Genomic DNA, 16,226 nt, shown 5'->3' with positions numbered 1-16,226 from the left:
TATTTTTAATTAAGTTCCCAAATTTCTATTTTTTCAACGCCTCCTTTAGGAAAAGCATTACTTCCATTTATACAAGCCCCATTTATTATGAAGTCAATATGTCCTGAATAGCCCGCTGTTCCCGGATATTGATTTATAACAGTATATATGCCTGTTTTACCTTTAAGAAATTGCGCTATTTTAGTCTTATCGTTTCCAATTTCTTGGTTAGTTAGTGTATATGTAGGAGGCCCAAATTTATCCCTCATATATCTATTAAATGTTGTAGCAGATAGAATATAATTTTTACCATCCCCTCCCTTTTCTGTTTTTTTACGATTATCGTACACTAACTCTGGGATTTCTAGTCCAGAAGAGCTAAAAAGTGATTTATAGTGAGTAGTTGATAAACATAAGGTCTATCCTAGCTTCAATGTATGAATATCGAATTGCTCAAAGTGGGGTAAGTCAATCCTTAAAGCTTCTCAATCAACTTTTTTGAAGATCCCCTATATGGTCCTTCAGGTAGTTTTACTGCTAAATCAACAGACTTCCCTGTCTTTACATTTTTAAGTTTTATACTAATTGTACTTTCCTGCTGCAAGGGATCAGCGATATAAAGTAACCGCTCATTTCCCTTTCCTTCTTTTAGCATCAGTACGCAAGGTTTATCCACTGAAATTTCGTAACTGCTGGATGTAATTGACGAAGGACTGTAGAAAACGGCCTGTAATATCTTTAACTGTTGGTGATAAATCGATTGATTTTGTGGCGTATTGCTGATCAGCTCAATGGTTTTAGGATCGAAGCTTTTGATGTTTTTTATAGCTGGTAGCACAATGTATTGATAGCTGGCCGTGTCCGGTTTTGTACCATGATCTATCCACAGTTTAAATACATCTCCAGCAATATTTTCTTTACCATAAGTTTGGTTGATTTTGTTCCAGTTGCCATTTTGTGTTTGCGTGCTAACCACTAAGTTAGTTTGTTTAGGGAAATAGTAAGCCACACCATTATGCTGTACCCAACTTGATGGTGCAGCATTTTGTTTCACTACATCGCCTTTTTTGATGGTCCCAAAAGAGCTAATTACGCTCCCTTCCAACCACGACTGATTTACCGTAGTAGCAATAGACAGCACACTATCTGTCCGGATGTCGGTACCCATTGCCACAACCTCCTTATCGAAGAAAAACCAAGCTTTTTTTGCACTAACGCCATCATAATCGAGTTGATAGGCAGTTGCGCCATACATACCATCAGAAACGCCACCAGCAAATTCATTATGACCTGTTTCGCCCCAATTGACGTTCATCTTTAAATCTTCTGCACGATCCGCAGCGGTAACCCCAGGAATTTTATCCCATTCCCAAACTGGCATAATGTTATAATACTCAGGCCCGCTCAACTGTAGGTTAGTGGCTCCGTCTGATAAGTATCTACCATACAAATTCTCATTGTTACCAGCTTCTGCTCTTTTGGTGCGCTTACTGGCAATCCGTACATTAAAGTTGTATTCTGGACGTATATGTACCGTATAATCTCCCTTCCAAAAGTGTTTATGGTACGGAGCTATAGTAAATCCGGTTAAACTATCTACCCTCAAACGCTCGTTTTCCCATTGATCAGCATTACTTGCGTCAATTTCCTTCATCGCGTTTAAGCGGTATTTCTCCGAAGGCTTTCTTAAATTTTTAGGTCTGGAAACTCCCCGACCTTCTACATTAAAATCTACATATCTAGATCTAAACGTCTTCAAATAAGTGTTTTGATAGAACTCGGATAACAAAGCTAATTTTTCTTTACTGAGCGCATAAGGAGTGCCAGGCACATAACCCGCTATTTTAATAACTCCGCCTAAAAATACATTTCCATAACCTCCAATGTACAACTGCGGCCCATGTTGCAAATAAGAAAAATCATACTGCAAGCCTTCTTCCCCATCTACCAAACTCACAGGTCTAAAAATTTCAGCCAACGACTCTCCCAATAACTTACTGTCTTCTGTTAATAAAGACCTATAAAAATAATGCATGGCGATATCGGTTTTGTTGGCACCAGTTTTTTCTACCATGTTACCACGCTTCATACGCTCTATCAATTGATCTTGCAACTCGTCTGGCAATTGCTTTTCCGCAGCGGTCATGATCACCAATAACAAGCCTAACTTTTGGGGTACACTTATTTCATTATGCCACCAATTGGTACTTTTAGGATCTTTTTCATACCAAACTTTTAAAGCATTTACAATAGCGTTGTAAACTTTGTCATTTTTACGATAAGCACTACCCTCGGTAGTGTAAGCAAATACTAAATCTGTTACCCTACTAATGTGTGTAATTGGTAGCCAATTCGTTGTAGATTTATCCTCGTAATTAATATCTACCCAAGTTCCATCCGGCTGGATAGTTTCTAAAACCGATTGAGCGGGTTTAACTACGTTATTGGCATTTTTACCCTGATCAGCATATAACTTTTTAAGGATCGTGCCAAAAGGGTAAGTTGCTTGTGCATTGGCCAATATTGGGAACAAAAAAAGACAATAGGCAACTAGATATATTGATTTTCTCATGTACGGTTTATAAATCTCCGAGGAAGATGTTCGTTTCTAATTTCAAATATTCCAAAAAACCTCTAGAACTTAGGAGGGCAAATCAATCTAAAAAGGAGTAAATTTTAGTTATTTGTTACTCTTTTGATGTATCTGCATAATCTGATGGCACCACACCAAACTGTTTCTTAAATTCCTTACTGAAATATTTCCTATCGTTAAAACCTACGGCATAAGCTACTTCGGCGATGGTCGTGTGTCCATCTTTTAAAAGTTGCGCCGCCCTTTTTAACCTAACGGTTTTAATAAAATCGGCTATGGAAAGATCAGTAATTGCTTTGATTTTTTTGTATAATACCGTTTGACTCATGCCAATTTCGGTAATCAAGGCCGACACATTGAATTCAGGATCTTCCATTTTATCTTCAACAATGTGCATCAGTTTTGCTAAAAACTTCTCCTCTGGGGTTTGACCTTCTACTTTAGTTGGCGTTAGCAACAACTGTTTATGATATTTTGCTCTTAAAACTTCTTTCGAAAGCAGCAGATTTCTAATGTTTAATTCTAACACCTGTATACTAAAAGGTTTAGTGATATAAACGTCTGCGCCAGCTTCCAATCCTTCTACCTGATGATGGTGAGAAGCCATTGCTGTTAGCATTACCACAGGAATATGATTGGTTTTTTCTTCGCCCTTAATCCGTCTACAAAGCTCGTTTCCATCCATAATTGGCATGGTTACATCACTTATAATCAAATCAGGCAGGTTTTCTATGGCATATTCCCAACCTTCTAAACCGTTTACACAACCAGTTATTTTGTAATGATGTTGTAGCGACTGAATAATAAACTCTCTCAGTTCATCATTGTCTTCAATGACTAAAATATGCTGCAAACCATGTTGATGCTCGTCCGATACCGGTTCATCCACATTTTCTTTCGTTAATGGTAAATCAGTAAAAACTAGACTAGGTGTTACATTTTCTGTATCAACTGTAAGCTCTTGTGCTGTAAAATGTGTATTTCCTTTTAATAGTAAAATACAGAACTCGCTATAACCATTTTGTCCATCGGTAGCTAATTTACTTTGAACGGTAATTTGCGCCTTATGGAGATCTAAAATATGTTTCACTAATGCCAAGCCTATCCCCCATCCAGTTTGCTGAGCATCTTGTCCCTTTATTTGGTAAAAATTAGAAAAAATATGCGATAAATGCTCTGGTGAAATACCTTTTCCCGTATCATAAACCCTTATCTGAATTTCATTGGCATATTCTTCTATACTTAATTTGATAGTACCATTTGCAGGCGTATGTTTCAACGCATTGGAAAACAGATTAAATAGCACCTTCTCCATTTGAGCTGGATCTATAAAAGCATTCAATTTCTCTTGGGGATATTCAAATTCAAAATTTAAATGCTCGTTAGTTTCCTGATTTTTGAATACCTCGAAAATAGATTCGCAAAATGCCACCAAATCCACCTCCACAACTTTTAATTCCAGATTTCCTGTTTCTATTTTTCTAAAATCTAAGAGTTCCTTAATTAGTCGAAGTAACCTGTCGGTATTATTTTTAATGCCATTTAGCGGCGCATGAATAGCCTTATTATCTTTAGTTAAATGGATTAGTTTCTCTATCGGTGCCGATATTAAGGTTAATGGCGTGCGAATTTCATGGGAAATCCGTGTAAAAAACTCCAATTTATTCTGATGAAACTCTTGTTGCTGCTGCGAATTGAGATGTTCGTAATACAGTTCAGTTTCTAACCTTTCTTGCCTCCTTAAAAACTTATTGATATAGTACCAAGCCAGTGCAATAACGATGGCGTACAAAGTATATGCCCACCAAGTTTTCCATAACGGAGGTAATATTTTTATCTCTAACTTAGCTGGAGTTTCTCCCCAAAAACCATCATTATTACTTCCTTTCACTAATAAATGATAAGTTCCAGCAGGCAGATTGGTATAAGTTGCAGACGGAATAGAAACCTCATTCCAGTTATCCTCAAATCCTTCTAGTTTATAAGCATATTTGTTGCGTTCGGGCTTAATATAATTTGAAGCAACAAAATCTACTGTAAAAATATTTTGATTAGCACTAAAAGTGATGGCTGGAGCGAAAGAAATATCTTTTTCCAAAAGCTCGTCGGGGCCACCCACAGACACTTCTTTATTGAATAAGCGTAAAGCAGTAAATAAAATGGTTGGCGCAGTTTTATTGACAGAAATAGACTTGGGTTTAAACGACACTAAGCCATTGTAACTTCCAAAATATAATGTTCCATCAGCTGCGGTATAAGCTGCATTATAACTGAACTCGTTGGTTGGCAAACCATCGCTCACATAATAATTTTTGAAATTACGCTGATGAGTGTCAAATTTAGACAAGCCCCTATCTGTACTGATCCAAAGATTACCCTCATCATCTTGGGCCATCCCCATTACGTTGTCGCTTGTTAATCCATCTTTAGCCGTATAGGTTAAAAATTTCTTTGTCTTCACATTATATTTAGCGAAGCCTCCCCTATGCGAACCAACCCAAATATTTCCCAAGCGGTCTTCCACAATACAGTTGATATAATCTGAAATTAAACCATCTGTATGCTTACGAAATTGCTCAAATTGTTTGCTGCCTTTCCGTAATATGCTTAAACCAACAGCTGTTCCTACCCACAAATTTCCTTTCGAATCGCCCAGCATGGTCCTGATATAGTCATTACTTATCTTTAGTCCCTTTGAAGTTGTGTTTACCCTAGTAAAATTTTGCTTATCGTAATTATAGAGGTTAATTCCTTTTGAGGAAGTACCAACCCACAAACGACCTTGTTGATCTTGAGCAATGCTGCTAACGTAACCGTGACTTACACTTGTACTATCGTTTGGGTTAGGTTTGAAATGTTTAAAGGTACCACTTTGAAGGTCAAACAGCTCTAAACCACCTTCATATAAACCAATCCACAAATTCTTTTTATGATCTCTAAAAATAGCTTTTACGTTGTTAGACCCAATACTGGATGGGTTAGAAGCACTATGTGAAAAATTACGGACAAAGCCTGTTTTCGTAGCTATAAAATCGAGTCCAGAACCTTCTGTACCACTTAGCACATGTGTTTGATCTAAGCCTGCAACTACACTAATAATGTTGTTACTAATGCTATTTCTGTATTTACTGTGCTTGTAAACCTGAAACGGAACTGTATTCTTGTGAGCTACATTGATACCGCCAAAATTAGTTCCAATCCAAATAGAGCCCTGTTCATCTTCATAGATGTCTTTAATGGAATTATCGCTAATACTTTTACGGTTATCGGCGTCGTGCTTATAAACAGTGAAGGTGTTCGTTTTTGGATCATAGATATTTAAGCCATTCATGGTAGCAATCCAAAATCGCCCATCTTTACTGATGATGATTTTTCGGATAAAGTTATTGCTAAGTCCTTTTGCTATTTGTTTGAGATGAGAAAACGTATTTAACGTAGGATTGTAAATACTGATTCCGTCATGTTCGGTGCCAATCCAGATACGACCTTGCTTATCTTCTACAATGGATTTGATAGAATTGCCACTTAAACCATTTTCCGCTGGTTTATTAAAAAAGTTAGTGAATTTATAATTACCATTTCCAATAGGTTTTAGGCAAGATAAGCCTGTGGCGGTGCCTACCCAAATATTTTTTCTACTGTCCTCAAAAATACTGTAAATCTCATTTCCTGCTAGACCGTCTTTCATGTAAAAATTACGGAAACGATGCGAACTCGCATTGGCTAGCATGCTTAAACCTTTATTGGTGCCAAACCAAACCTTCCCATCTCTAGCTTCGCAAATGGCTATTACTGCATTACTACTAATAGTTGATGCGTCTTTATCATTATGATAAAACTGTTTAAAGCCATCTTGTTCTGGCTGGTAAAGGTTGAGCCCATTTTGTGTCCCTATCCAAAGGCTGCCATTTTTACTCTTAGTAATTACATGAATATAATCGTCAGCACTAATGGAAGTACTTTTTTTATCGTCGTGTCGGTAGATTTTTATGGTGCGGCCGTCATAGCGATTGATACCATCTCTAGTACCAAACCACATGTACCCTCGGTCATCTTTGTTAATGGAAAGAACGGTACTTTGTGACAAACCATTGGATACAGAAAGGTGGTCGAACGACAATTGGGAAAATGCGCCGACACTACCTATCAATAACAAGAAAAACAGAATGCAACTTTTCCGCATTTGTATTAACCCCAATCTTAAATTTATATTTGAATACAATAATAAGAAAACGTGGCTTTATACCAATACGTTTAAACCTATAAGCTCTAAAAAATCTGCTTACACAGGCTTTATTGATAATTGCAATTAGGGAACAAGCTCCCTTTAAAGCAACTATGCTAACAGCTGTTTAGCATTATCTATTACCTGCATAAACTCTACTTTTAAACTTTCGTCTGTAATGCCCTCTCCAAATGCAAAATTATCTCCAAACTTAGGTAGACTGAAACTGCCCAATACCTCTGCACCGTGAATTGGAAAACGTGTAATTGCTGATTGCAACGCTGAAATGCCTCCCCTTGGACCTGGCGCAGCAGAAAGCAATAACATTTTTTTGTTTTCAAACATTTTCACCTTTAAACGCGAAGCCCAATCAAATAAGTTTTTGAAAGCGGTAGTATAGCTCCCATTATGCTCAGCTAAGGAAATAATCAGTAGGTCGGCTGTTGCTAGCTTTTCCACAAATTCTATAGCCGCCTGTGGTTTGCCAATCTCTTTTTCTAAATCTGTGGTAAACAAAGGCAGTGGAAAAGATCTTAAATCTAGAATTTCTATTTCCGCAGCTGGAAAAAATCCAGTAGCATATTCGGCAAATGTTTTGTTAATTGAAGTGCTGCTATATGATGCACCAAAAGCTAATATTTTCATTATTTATTTTTATTATTTGAAACTTTCTAAAAGCTTCCGATATCCGATATGCTAACTTGAAAGTGTATGCAAATGTATGTTTACAAAATCTTGTTTGCGTTGATGTAGGTTAAGAAATCTACTTTTATTTACTATCCAATTCCTCTGCAAGCCCTACCAAAATACCTTCAACACCTCGGATATAGCATAACCGATAAGAATCTTGGTATTGAACGATATCGCCTACCAGTTCAGCGCCTCGCTTACAAAGTCTAGCCACCAATTCGTCAATATCTTTAACAGTGAACATCACCCTTAAATAACCAAGACTATTTACAGGGGATGTGCGATGGTCGGATATTGGTGTAGGGTTAAGAAACTTTGAAAGTTCAATCTTACTATGCCCATCGGGTGTAACCATCATGGCAATTTCTACACTTTGTTCTCCTAGCCCTGTTACACATCCAGCCCATGCCCCCGCTACCATTCCCCTACCTTGCAACGTTAATCCTATCTCAGAAAAGAAGGAAATTGCATCATCTAGAGACTCCACAACAATCCCTACATTATCCATTCCCAATAGTTGATTATTCGACATAATTAGATATTTAATTAAGTTTAGCATACTAAGGTACAATCTGCGCCGCTAAAGTTTTGCAGCATTTTTACCACATAACTAAAAAAAGTGGGCGACATCCGTCGTACCCACTTCTATCATTAACTTTACCTAAAAATTAAACTATTTAATAACGGTGATTAGCCAGCTAGCCATGGTAGTTAAAACTTCCCCATCTACTCCGGTCTTGATCTTCGCATATTCATCTGGCTTACAGCTTTCACATTTTTGCAATAAATGGTTCACACTGGGTATCAACTTCGTGGTTACCTTTTTATTTCCGCCAACAGCTATGTAATTTTTCCAGTTGGCTAAATTTGGCACACCTGCTACCATCAGATCCTTATCACCGTTGATGGCCAAAACTGGAACTTTGATTTGCTTCATTACAACTTGCGCATCGTACTTTACGAAATAACGATACCATTTACCAACAGCATGGTTTACATAGCTATAGATTGGAAACCGAAAATGATCCCACTGTACGCCAGAAAGCTTAAATAATGAATCGTCTACTTTTTTCCATTCAAGATAGGTTTCATCCAGCTTCGCTCTCATATTTACAGAATCTGCATATTTTAATGCGGTCTCAAACATTAACCTATTAATTTGGTTAGACCTGTTTTTATCCGCTTGAGAAAGTTGGGAATGATTGACGAGATCTTCATTCTGCTGGATGAGCGATTCAAAACCATTGGTGGCCAAGCCAGCAAGACTAATGATAAACTTTACATCGCTAGACTTGGCTGCCGCGATGGCACTTGCAGCGCCACCTTCGCTATGACCAATTAAACCTATTTTGTCCTGATTAATTTGAAACTGTGTTCTTAAATATTTAATGGCAACCAAGGCATCATTGGCAAAATCTTCGGTGGTTGCATATGGGTAATTACCTGTAGATTTTCCAACTCCCCTGTCGTCCATTAATAAAACGGCGTAACCTTTGGTTGCTAAAAAAGTGGCAATCTGTTTAAAGAATGGATAACCTGCCATCATACCATTTCGATCTTGAGGATTAGTGCCAGAAACCATGACCATTGCTGTAACTTTGCCGCTTTTAACTGGCATATACAATGATGCACCTATTTGCAGACTATCATTTTTGATGATGATAGTGCTATCTACCTTAAAAGTTTGTTGCGCAAAAGCAAATGCTGATAAAAGCACTAGACTAAATACACTAGATAAAAGCTTTTTCATTAATCTCCCTTACGTGCCAGTTCAACCATCATGCTAATTTCATCTACCAATTCTGATGGACTACCCATGTAACCCACTTCAGAAAAGCGTAGCATGCCATTTTTATCCAATACCATTTTATGAGGGATAGCCCCCACGCCATAACTCTTTGAGAATTTAGCATCGGCATCAAAAAGCACATTAAAATCGTATTTATTATCTTTCAGATATTTGATTACGTAAGCTTCGTAATCCTTCATCTTTTCTTGTGTATCTACGAAATAGAAAACTACATCTTTATCATTTTTGTACTTTTCTACCGCCATATTCATTCCTGGAAATGCAGCTTTACAAGGCGCACACCAAGATGCCCAAAAATCGAACACGACCACTTTTCCCTTTAAATCACTTAGTGATACCATTCTACCATCTCTATTGCTTTTCACTTTAAAATCTGGAACAGACTTTTTAATCATCGATTTCTTTACTTTAGCCTCTAAAGCAGCATCAAGTTTTACGTCTTTTAAAGTAGCCAAATAAGCGTCGTAGCCCTGATCCAATTTAGTGCGAGCTACATAGTTCTTTTTCAGCATCTCCAACATAATTGGACTCATCTGATTTTTACGCATACTATTTTCCAATGCCTTTTGTAACTCTTCGGTTTTACCTAATTTCTCTAGTAAAAGCACTTGTAGCTCATTTAATGTGGCTTTTTCAAACTGGTATTTTTGTTGAGCGGAAACGGCTAGGTTCAATGCGGTTTCATATTTACCTAAACGCATTAAAATATCTGCGTAAACTGGCGTAAAGCCAAAATACACATCCATAAAGCCTTCTGGTTTTTCATCATTAAATTGAAAAAAACGATCTACTACTGGACGAGCATATACATACACCTGTTCAGCATTCATAGATTTTTGAGAAACATAAGGCACGTCCACACATTTGTAAAAGATGGTAGATAAAGTAGAAAAAGGTGCTTTAGCCACATACTTTTTATAGGTTACCGTATCTTTTTCAATAGAAGCAATAATGGTTATGGAACTATAAATTCTCGAATATTCTATCCAATTTTGTTTATCAAAAGCTCTATCAGCTTTCTCGGAAGGATAACGTTCCAGAAATTCAATATTTCGAGCAAGTACTTTTTTATAATCTCTTTCAGTTGATAAAGCCTTATATGCAGCTAACTTTTCTGGATTTGCCTTTTTAATAGCAGCAGAATCTATCGAAGAAATTACTCGCGACATTGAATCAGCTGCTGCTTTATCATTCAATATTTCGCTATATATTCTTTTGATATTAACCAAATCAGCTTCGGTAAAATCCTGTAGATTTTTTAAATACTGGATACTTTTCTGCGCTTGCTCCTGAGCATCTTCTGAACCCATGTTATTCAACACCTTCAACCATGGATAAACAATGTATCTTCTAGTGGAAGGATATTGTTTTACTTGTTGCTTCATCCAATAATCCACCACTTCATCGCCAATCATGGCTTTATTATCGGTATAGTCTGGAAAAAACTCAGGTACCGTGCCATTCCTTAAAAAAGCCCATCCAGCATAGCCACCAGGAATGTTCTTGCCGTCTTTATCGGATAGTATCCATCCGTATGCGTTACCTATATCAGTGAGCTTACCGCTTTTAAACTTGAAAGCTACAAATGCTGCATCAGCAGGCAGCAGATAGTCGACGGTCCACAAACTATCTTTTTTTACCAGCTTAACTTCTTCCTTTTTCCATTTATAATTACGGAATTGATAAACTTCTGCATTTACATTTTTCTCTTTCGCCAGAACAGTCTTCGTAGGATTGTAAGCCACCTTGACTGTAGTTCCAGGAACTGCCGCTTTGGGGTTTATCGAAAAAACTTCCTGTGCTCGGCCTGTATGTATTGCAAGTACCGAAATGGCACTTGCAATGATCATTAACTTTTTCATTTGTGTGTGTGTGTTATTTTAAGGATTCGGTTCTAACTCTGGATTAAAATTAATTAGCGACTGCGCAATTGGAAACACATAACGATCGCTGTTTGGTGCTAAAGTATAAGTAGTTCCATTAAATGTTCTGGTATAAGTCCTTTGGAAAGCAGGCTCACTCTTAAGGCGGCGCATGTCCCACCAACGCAACATTCTGCCAAAAAACTCCCTGCGTCTCTCTTCGATCACTTTCGCTAATGCATCGGCAGGCGAAGAGGCGGTCATAGGCACATAGTCTGTAGGCTTGAAACGTTTTTCACGTAAACGGTTTATCCATAGCATGGCATTAGTAACATCATTATTCCTAGCATAATATTCGGCTTTAATCAACATCATTTCTGGTACCGATGGGCCAACATTTCTAGTTTCGCCTATTGAACGCTCTTTATAAAAAAATCTACCAGTATAACCAGTTCCTATGGTAGCCCCAGGAACTGTAAACAAATTATAACGCTGATCAACAGTCCCCAATAAAGCCAATAACTCATCGCTTAACTTAAAGGCGGTTGGTGCCCAAGCCAAAGTGCCTCCGTTAGGTAATTTTGACAAGATCACTTCAGGATCTACGATGCGGCGAGGATAATTGGTAGAGGTGATCGCGGTAATGGCTCCCAAATCGTTCAAGGTGTTTCTTAAAGAAAGGGCTAAATCCGCATATCTATTAGCCTCAGCATAATTATTCATATACAAGTAACAACGTGCTAACTCAGCATAGGCTGATGCTTTACTCGGCAATGTATTGTACTGCTGCGTATTCGGCAGAGCGGCAATAGAAGATGTCAAATCGTCAATAATCTGATTATAAATCTGCTGAACAGAAGCACGTTTTAAACTCTGACTCACGGTTTGCGCAGTTAACAAGGGCAAGCCCAAATCGGTACTGGCAGTTGCCATATGGTAAGGTTTTGCGTAAGCATTTACCAAAGTTAAATAAGCATCTGCACGGTGTACTTTTGCTTCTGCTATCAGTGCCGCTTTTTCTTGTGCTGTACCGTCGCTACCTGGCAATTCGTTAATGATGGTATTACAATTTAGAATTACATTATAAGAAGCATTCCAATTCAAATCATTCTCATTAGTGCTTCCAGCAACGTAAAAAACAGGTTGCCAAGTATAACTTGCCGCATACCAATAATAAAATGCATTACCAGACAGAGAAGTCGTCTGTGTTGCATCGGTAAGGTTAATATCATCCGAAGCCATATCAAAAAGACCTGGATTGGTTTCGAAACCTGAAGTATTGTTCAATAGATAACGATAGTTGATGGTTTGATTGGGCACCAAATTACCTTGTGTCTTGATGTCTACAAATTTTTGGCAACCTGCAAAAACCAATGCAGCTGCTGCAAAAACGATAGCTTTATAGTTGATTTTCATGATTTTTGATTTTAAAAGTTTAGGTTAAGCGAAAAATTATAGGACACAGTTGCTGGTAAGCCTAGCGTATTACTCGAAAGATTTGGCAACACATCAGGATCTAAGCCCTCTTTGTTTGCAGTCCAAATTAAACCTAGGTTGCGTACATTAAACCCAAAAGTTGCGCCTTTTATTTTATCTGTAATTTTCTGCGTTGGAATTCTATAGCTTAAAGAAAGCTCTCTTAAACGTACATAATCACCTTTTAAAACATTGATATCTGATTGTTGGTACCGCAGTAAACTGGTAGGTGCGAAAGTGCCAGCCATTCCTGGTACATTAGTCGTGGCTTCATCGCCAGCCTTTTGCCATCTTTTGGCTACATCTTCATGCAAATCGTACCTTACACCTAACCTAGAACTAGAATAGCTGCTTGCTGTAGGTTTCAAGAAAACACTTCCAAACTGGTAGCTCGCTATAGCGGTAAAAGTGAAATCTTTATACCTCACACTTTGTACAAAACTTCCAAAATGACTTGGCGCACTTCGTCCAGCATATTTTAAAGCGGCTATATTGGTTACATTTTGGTTAGCGGATACTTTATTTCCCTTCTCGTCATACACCAATGTTAAGCCTGCAGCATCTAAACCTGCGTTACGATAAACAAACATTTTGTCGCTTGGATAACCAGCAAGCACCGAACCATAAGCTGGGTTGGCATAAAAACCAGAAGTAACTATAAAACGTGTATCATTCACATTATTTGTATTGTAAGCGTAATTTATCCTTGAGCTTACTTCCCAGTCTTTGGTTGTATAAAGCACGCCGCTTAATGCTAAATCAACTCCTTTTCCAGTCATAGTGGTAGAGTTTCTAGTTAAAGTGGTTACACCATAAGTTCCGTTAATAGGAAAGTTATAATAAAGGTCTTTTCCATCTTTGTGATATACATCCACAGATCCTGATATTCTGTTATTTAGAAATCCAAAATCTAATGCCAAGTTTCGTACATATGTTTTTTCCCACCTTAACTCAGGATTAGCTGGTGCAATAATACTTGCATTCGGCAAGCCCGTAATAAGATCTGCAGGTGATACCGATATCCAAGTAAATGGAAACAATTGAGTTGAGATATTTCCATTTACACCATAAGTAGCACGTAAGCTCAAATTCGATATCCATGAGATATTCTTCAAGAAACTTTCTTTGTGCGCATCCCATTTAGCTCCGAAAGAGTACAATGGTGTGGCTCTAAAACTACGATCTAAACCGAAGTTATTATAATCATCATATCTTACACTTCCAGAAAGTGTATATTTCGATTTATAGGTATAAGCTGCATTGCTATAATAAGACAAAAACCTTCTTTTTTTATTTTGCAAGGTAGGATAAGATCCACCTAAAGAAGATGAAAAACCCGTAACAGTTGCATAAGGTGTGAAAAAATCTACTGGCCTTGATCCACCAGTACCCATATTATAGCCATATAAGGTTCCAGTAGATTGTCCGGCGTTGGTCTCTCTAATTTCGCTACCGGCAATAGCAGTTACCTGATGATCTGTACCAAATGTATTGTCGTAATTTAATTGTCCTCTAACGGTATAATTATTTGATGTCGTATTCTGTGTGTTTAAAATACCCGCACCTTTTGATAAGCCGATACTATTCACTGCGGTGCCAGTTGTAGGATTTGGCGTATAACCATTTACAAAATCACGATAGAAAAAGCTTTGTTCGTTATAATACCTGCGAGCATTACTAAAACCAAATTCATTGGCATAATAAGCATTAGCGGTTAATCCCTTAAAAATGGGTACGCTTAAGTTGAGGTTTACACTGTAATTATTGTCTTTCTGGGTATTATCCGCATTTTCAATTTCATCCAACGCATTATAACCCCAATTTAAAAATCCTTTCGGATACAACGTATTTAACCAACCCGAATAGTATCTTCTTGAGTAAGAAACTCGGTTTCCGTTATCATCCACCAATTGATCATAAGGCATAAAAGTTGTAGCTGACGGCGCATACAAAGCGTTTAGTGCCATCCCATTATTCTTGTAGTTCAGGAATGCCCCTTTAACATTGGTTGATAAGGTTGCAACCTTAAATAATTTAAAGGTATTGTTTAAGGTAACAGTTAATCTTTTACCACTGTTTCCAACAGCATAAGGTTTTTCGTTAGCATAAGAAGCCGAATAGAAATAATTTGAATAGTTGTTACCGCCACTTATCGAAAAGTTATACACCTGATTATTGGAACGTTGCAACAAATAATCTTCTACCTGTGCACGGTTGTCCATCGTAGAATAACGTGCAATTGCAGCATTGTAATCGCTCTGCGTAATGGTACCCGCCCTTAATTTAAAAGTCAAATCGGTGACAGCTGCAACTGGTTGTCCTAGAGGTGTAGCATTACTTGGTGCAGTAATTAAGTTTTTATTTACAATTTCCTGCTCAAAAGCAATAGTTTGTGCAGCATTCATCAATGGTAAATCTTTTAAATTAGGATGATTAGAAACAGCTGCATTCATCGAAAAATTAATTGCTGGCACTTGATTGTTCTTTCCTCTTTTGGTATTGATTACCATTACCCCATTTCCTGCACGCACACCCCAAATAGAAGCTGCAGCAGCATCTTTTAGAAAGGTTACACTTTCAACGTCGTCCGGATTGATGGTAGAAATATCATTTTCAGAGATAGCTCCATCAATTACGATCAAAGGAAAACTTTCTGCCGACTGCGGACCTGGTAATGAACTCCTGCCACGGATAGACATATTATAATCACTGGTACCCCTAGTACGTGTTCCTCCATTGATAGAAGACATCGTATTGCCATATACGAAGCTGTTATCGCCAGAGTTTAAGGTGATTTTAACTCCCGGAACCATAGTTTCCAAACGATAAAGCAAATTCGGAACTGGCACTTTTTCAATCTCTTTCGCGGTAACTACCGTTGCCGAACCTGTGGCTCTTTCTTTAGAAATTTTCTGATAACCTGTAGAGACCACACTTACCTCTTCCAATTGATTTGATGATGGCTTCAACACCATTCTCAAGTTTTTGGTATTAGGATTTATTTTTTGAAACGATGGCTCGTAACCAATATAAAAAACACTTACTTCAGTGGTATTTGGAGTTACAAACATTGAGAAATCACCATTTGAATTGGTAATGTAAGTTTGGTTAGATGAATTGGTTTTTATCGTAGCACCAGGCATCGGGCCACCACTTTCATCTACCACTTTACCCGTAATAAATGTTTCATTTGCTCTGTCATCTGCTGGAGTGACACCGCGTTCAATAGTAACCGTTACATCGGTTTTAGTATCTCTCGTAACAATAGTGTAGTTTCGCTCACTTACATATAAAAACAGTAAATTATTTGGATAAAGTACAGCCTTTAATGCTTCTTCTAGGTTTTTAGCATTTGAAGCTTCGCTTCTATTTGCCGTTTTTCCTTGAACAATACCATGTTCGTAGGCAAATTTAGCTTTGTACTTTTTGGCAATTTGGTCTAGTGCATCAGCCAAAGGCACTCTAGATTGTTGCGCAAAAGCACAAACAGAAATAGAAACGCCCACGAGCAGCAGCACAACTGCCCTGCTTAGGCTTTGTGTAAAATGTTTCATGAAGTTGGTTAGGTTAGTTTGTTGTTGTTAGTTAATG

Annotated in this window: 8 protein-coding genes and 1 pseudogene; all 9 read right to left on the bottom strand. The window is 37.7% G+C overall.

From position 1 onward, the window contains the following. Positions 1-5: 5 nt before the first annotated feature. A pseudogene (locus CRO54_RS00825) lies at positions 6-350 on the bottom strand (T6SS effector amidase Tae4 family protein); the annotation flags it as partial. A gap of 104 nt (positions 351-454) precedes the next feature. After that, on the bottom strand, positions 455-2,551 hold the full coding sequence (locus tag CRO54_RS00820) for a polysaccharide lyase 8 family protein (RefSeq protein ID WP_097127589.1): 2,097 nt from the start codon (positions 2,549-2,551) through the stop codon (positions 455-457). Between the two features lie 115 nt (positions 2,552-2,666). Next, positions 2,667-6,755 (bottom strand): hybrid sensor histidine kinase/response regulator transcription factor, encoded by a 4,089-nt coding sequence (locus tag CRO54_RS00815; protein ID WP_097127587.1) that lies wholly within the window; start codon positions 6,753-6,755, stop codon positions 2,667-2,669. Positions 6,756-6,908: 153 nt separating this feature from the next. Beyond that, positions 6,909-7,442, bottom strand: a complete 534-nt coding sequence (locus CRO54_RS00810; RefSeq protein WP_097127584.1) for an NADPH-dependent FMN reductase — start codon at positions 7,440-7,442, stop codon at positions 6,909-6,911. Positions 7,443-7,566: 124 nt separating this feature from the next. Then, complete coding sequence (locus CRO54_RS00805; RefSeq protein WP_097129810.1) at positions 7,567-8,019, bottom strand: VOC family protein; 453 nt, start codon at positions 8,017-8,019, stop codon at positions 7,567-7,569. Positions 8,020-8,160: 141 nt separating this feature from the next. Continuing rightward, positions 8,161-9,237, bottom strand: coding sequence for an alpha/beta hydrolase (locus CRO54_RS00800; protein WP_097127582.1), 1,077 nt, complete (start codon positions 9,235-9,237; stop codon positions 8,161-8,163). After that, positions 9,237-11,159 carry a TlpA family protein disulfide reductase gene (locus tag CRO54_RS00795; RefSeq protein ID WP_097127579.1) on the bottom strand — a complete coding sequence of 641 codons (1,923 nt, stop codon included), beginning with the start codon at positions 11,157-11,159 and terminating at the stop codon, positions 9,237-9,239. Before CRO54_RS00795 ends, CRO54_RS00800 begins: the two co-directional genes overlap by 1 nt. Positions 11,160-11,177: 18 nt before the next feature. Beyond that, a complete protein-coding gene (locus CRO54_RS00790) occupies positions 11,178-12,575 on the bottom strand; it encodes a RagB/SusD family nutrient uptake outer membrane protein (RefSeq protein WP_097127577.1) in 1,398 nt (465 codons plus the stop codon). Between the two features lie 11 nt (positions 12,576-12,586). After that, positions 12,587-16,189 (bottom strand): SusC/RagA family TonB-linked outer membrane protein, encoded by a 3,603-nt coding sequence (locus tag CRO54_RS00785; RefSeq protein WP_097127574.1) that lies wholly within the window; start codon positions 16,187-16,189, stop codon positions 12,587-12,589. Positions 16,190-16,226: the final 37 nt, after the last annotated feature.

This window comes from Pedobacter xixiisoli (assembly GCF_900215335.1).
GTDB lineage: Bacteria > Bacteroidota > Bacteroidia > Sphingobacteriales > Sphingobacteriaceae > Pedobacter > Pedobacter xixiisoli.
Note: the sequence above shows the minus strand (reverse complement) of the source record. Positions and strands in the feature narration are given on the sequence as shown.

Coding starts and splice junctions, on each gene's coding strand:
- CRO54_RS00820 (WP_097127589.1), bottom strand. CDS start 2,551: ATGAGAAAATCAATATATCTAGTTGCCTATTGTCTTTTTTTGTTCCCA.
- CRO54_RS00815 (WP_097127587.1), bottom strand. CDS start 6,755: ATGCGGAAAAGTTGCATTCTGTTTTTCTTGTTATTGATAGGTAGTGTC.
- CRO54_RS00810 (WP_097127584.1), bottom strand. CDS start 7,442: ATGAAAATATTAGCTTTTGGTGCATCATATAGCAGCACTTCAATTAAC.
- CRO54_RS00805 (WP_097129810.1), bottom strand. CDS start 8,019: ATGTCGAATAATCAACTATTGGGAATGGATAATGTAGGGATTGTTGTG.
- CRO54_RS00800 (WP_097127582.1), bottom strand. CDS start 9,237: ATGAAAAAGCTTTTATCTAGTGTATTTAGTCTAGTGCTTTTATCAGCA.
- CRO54_RS00795 (WP_097127579.1), bottom strand. CDS start 11,159: ATGAAAAAGTTAATGATCATTGCAAGTGCCATTTCGGTACTTGCAATA.
- CRO54_RS00790 (WP_097127577.1), bottom strand. CDS start 12,575: ATGAAAATCAACTATAAAGCTATCGTTTTTGCAGCAGCTGCATTGGTT.
- CRO54_RS00785 (WP_097127574.1), bottom strand. CDS start 16,189: ATGAAACATTTTACACAAAGCCTAAGCAGGGCAGTTGTGCTGCTGCTC.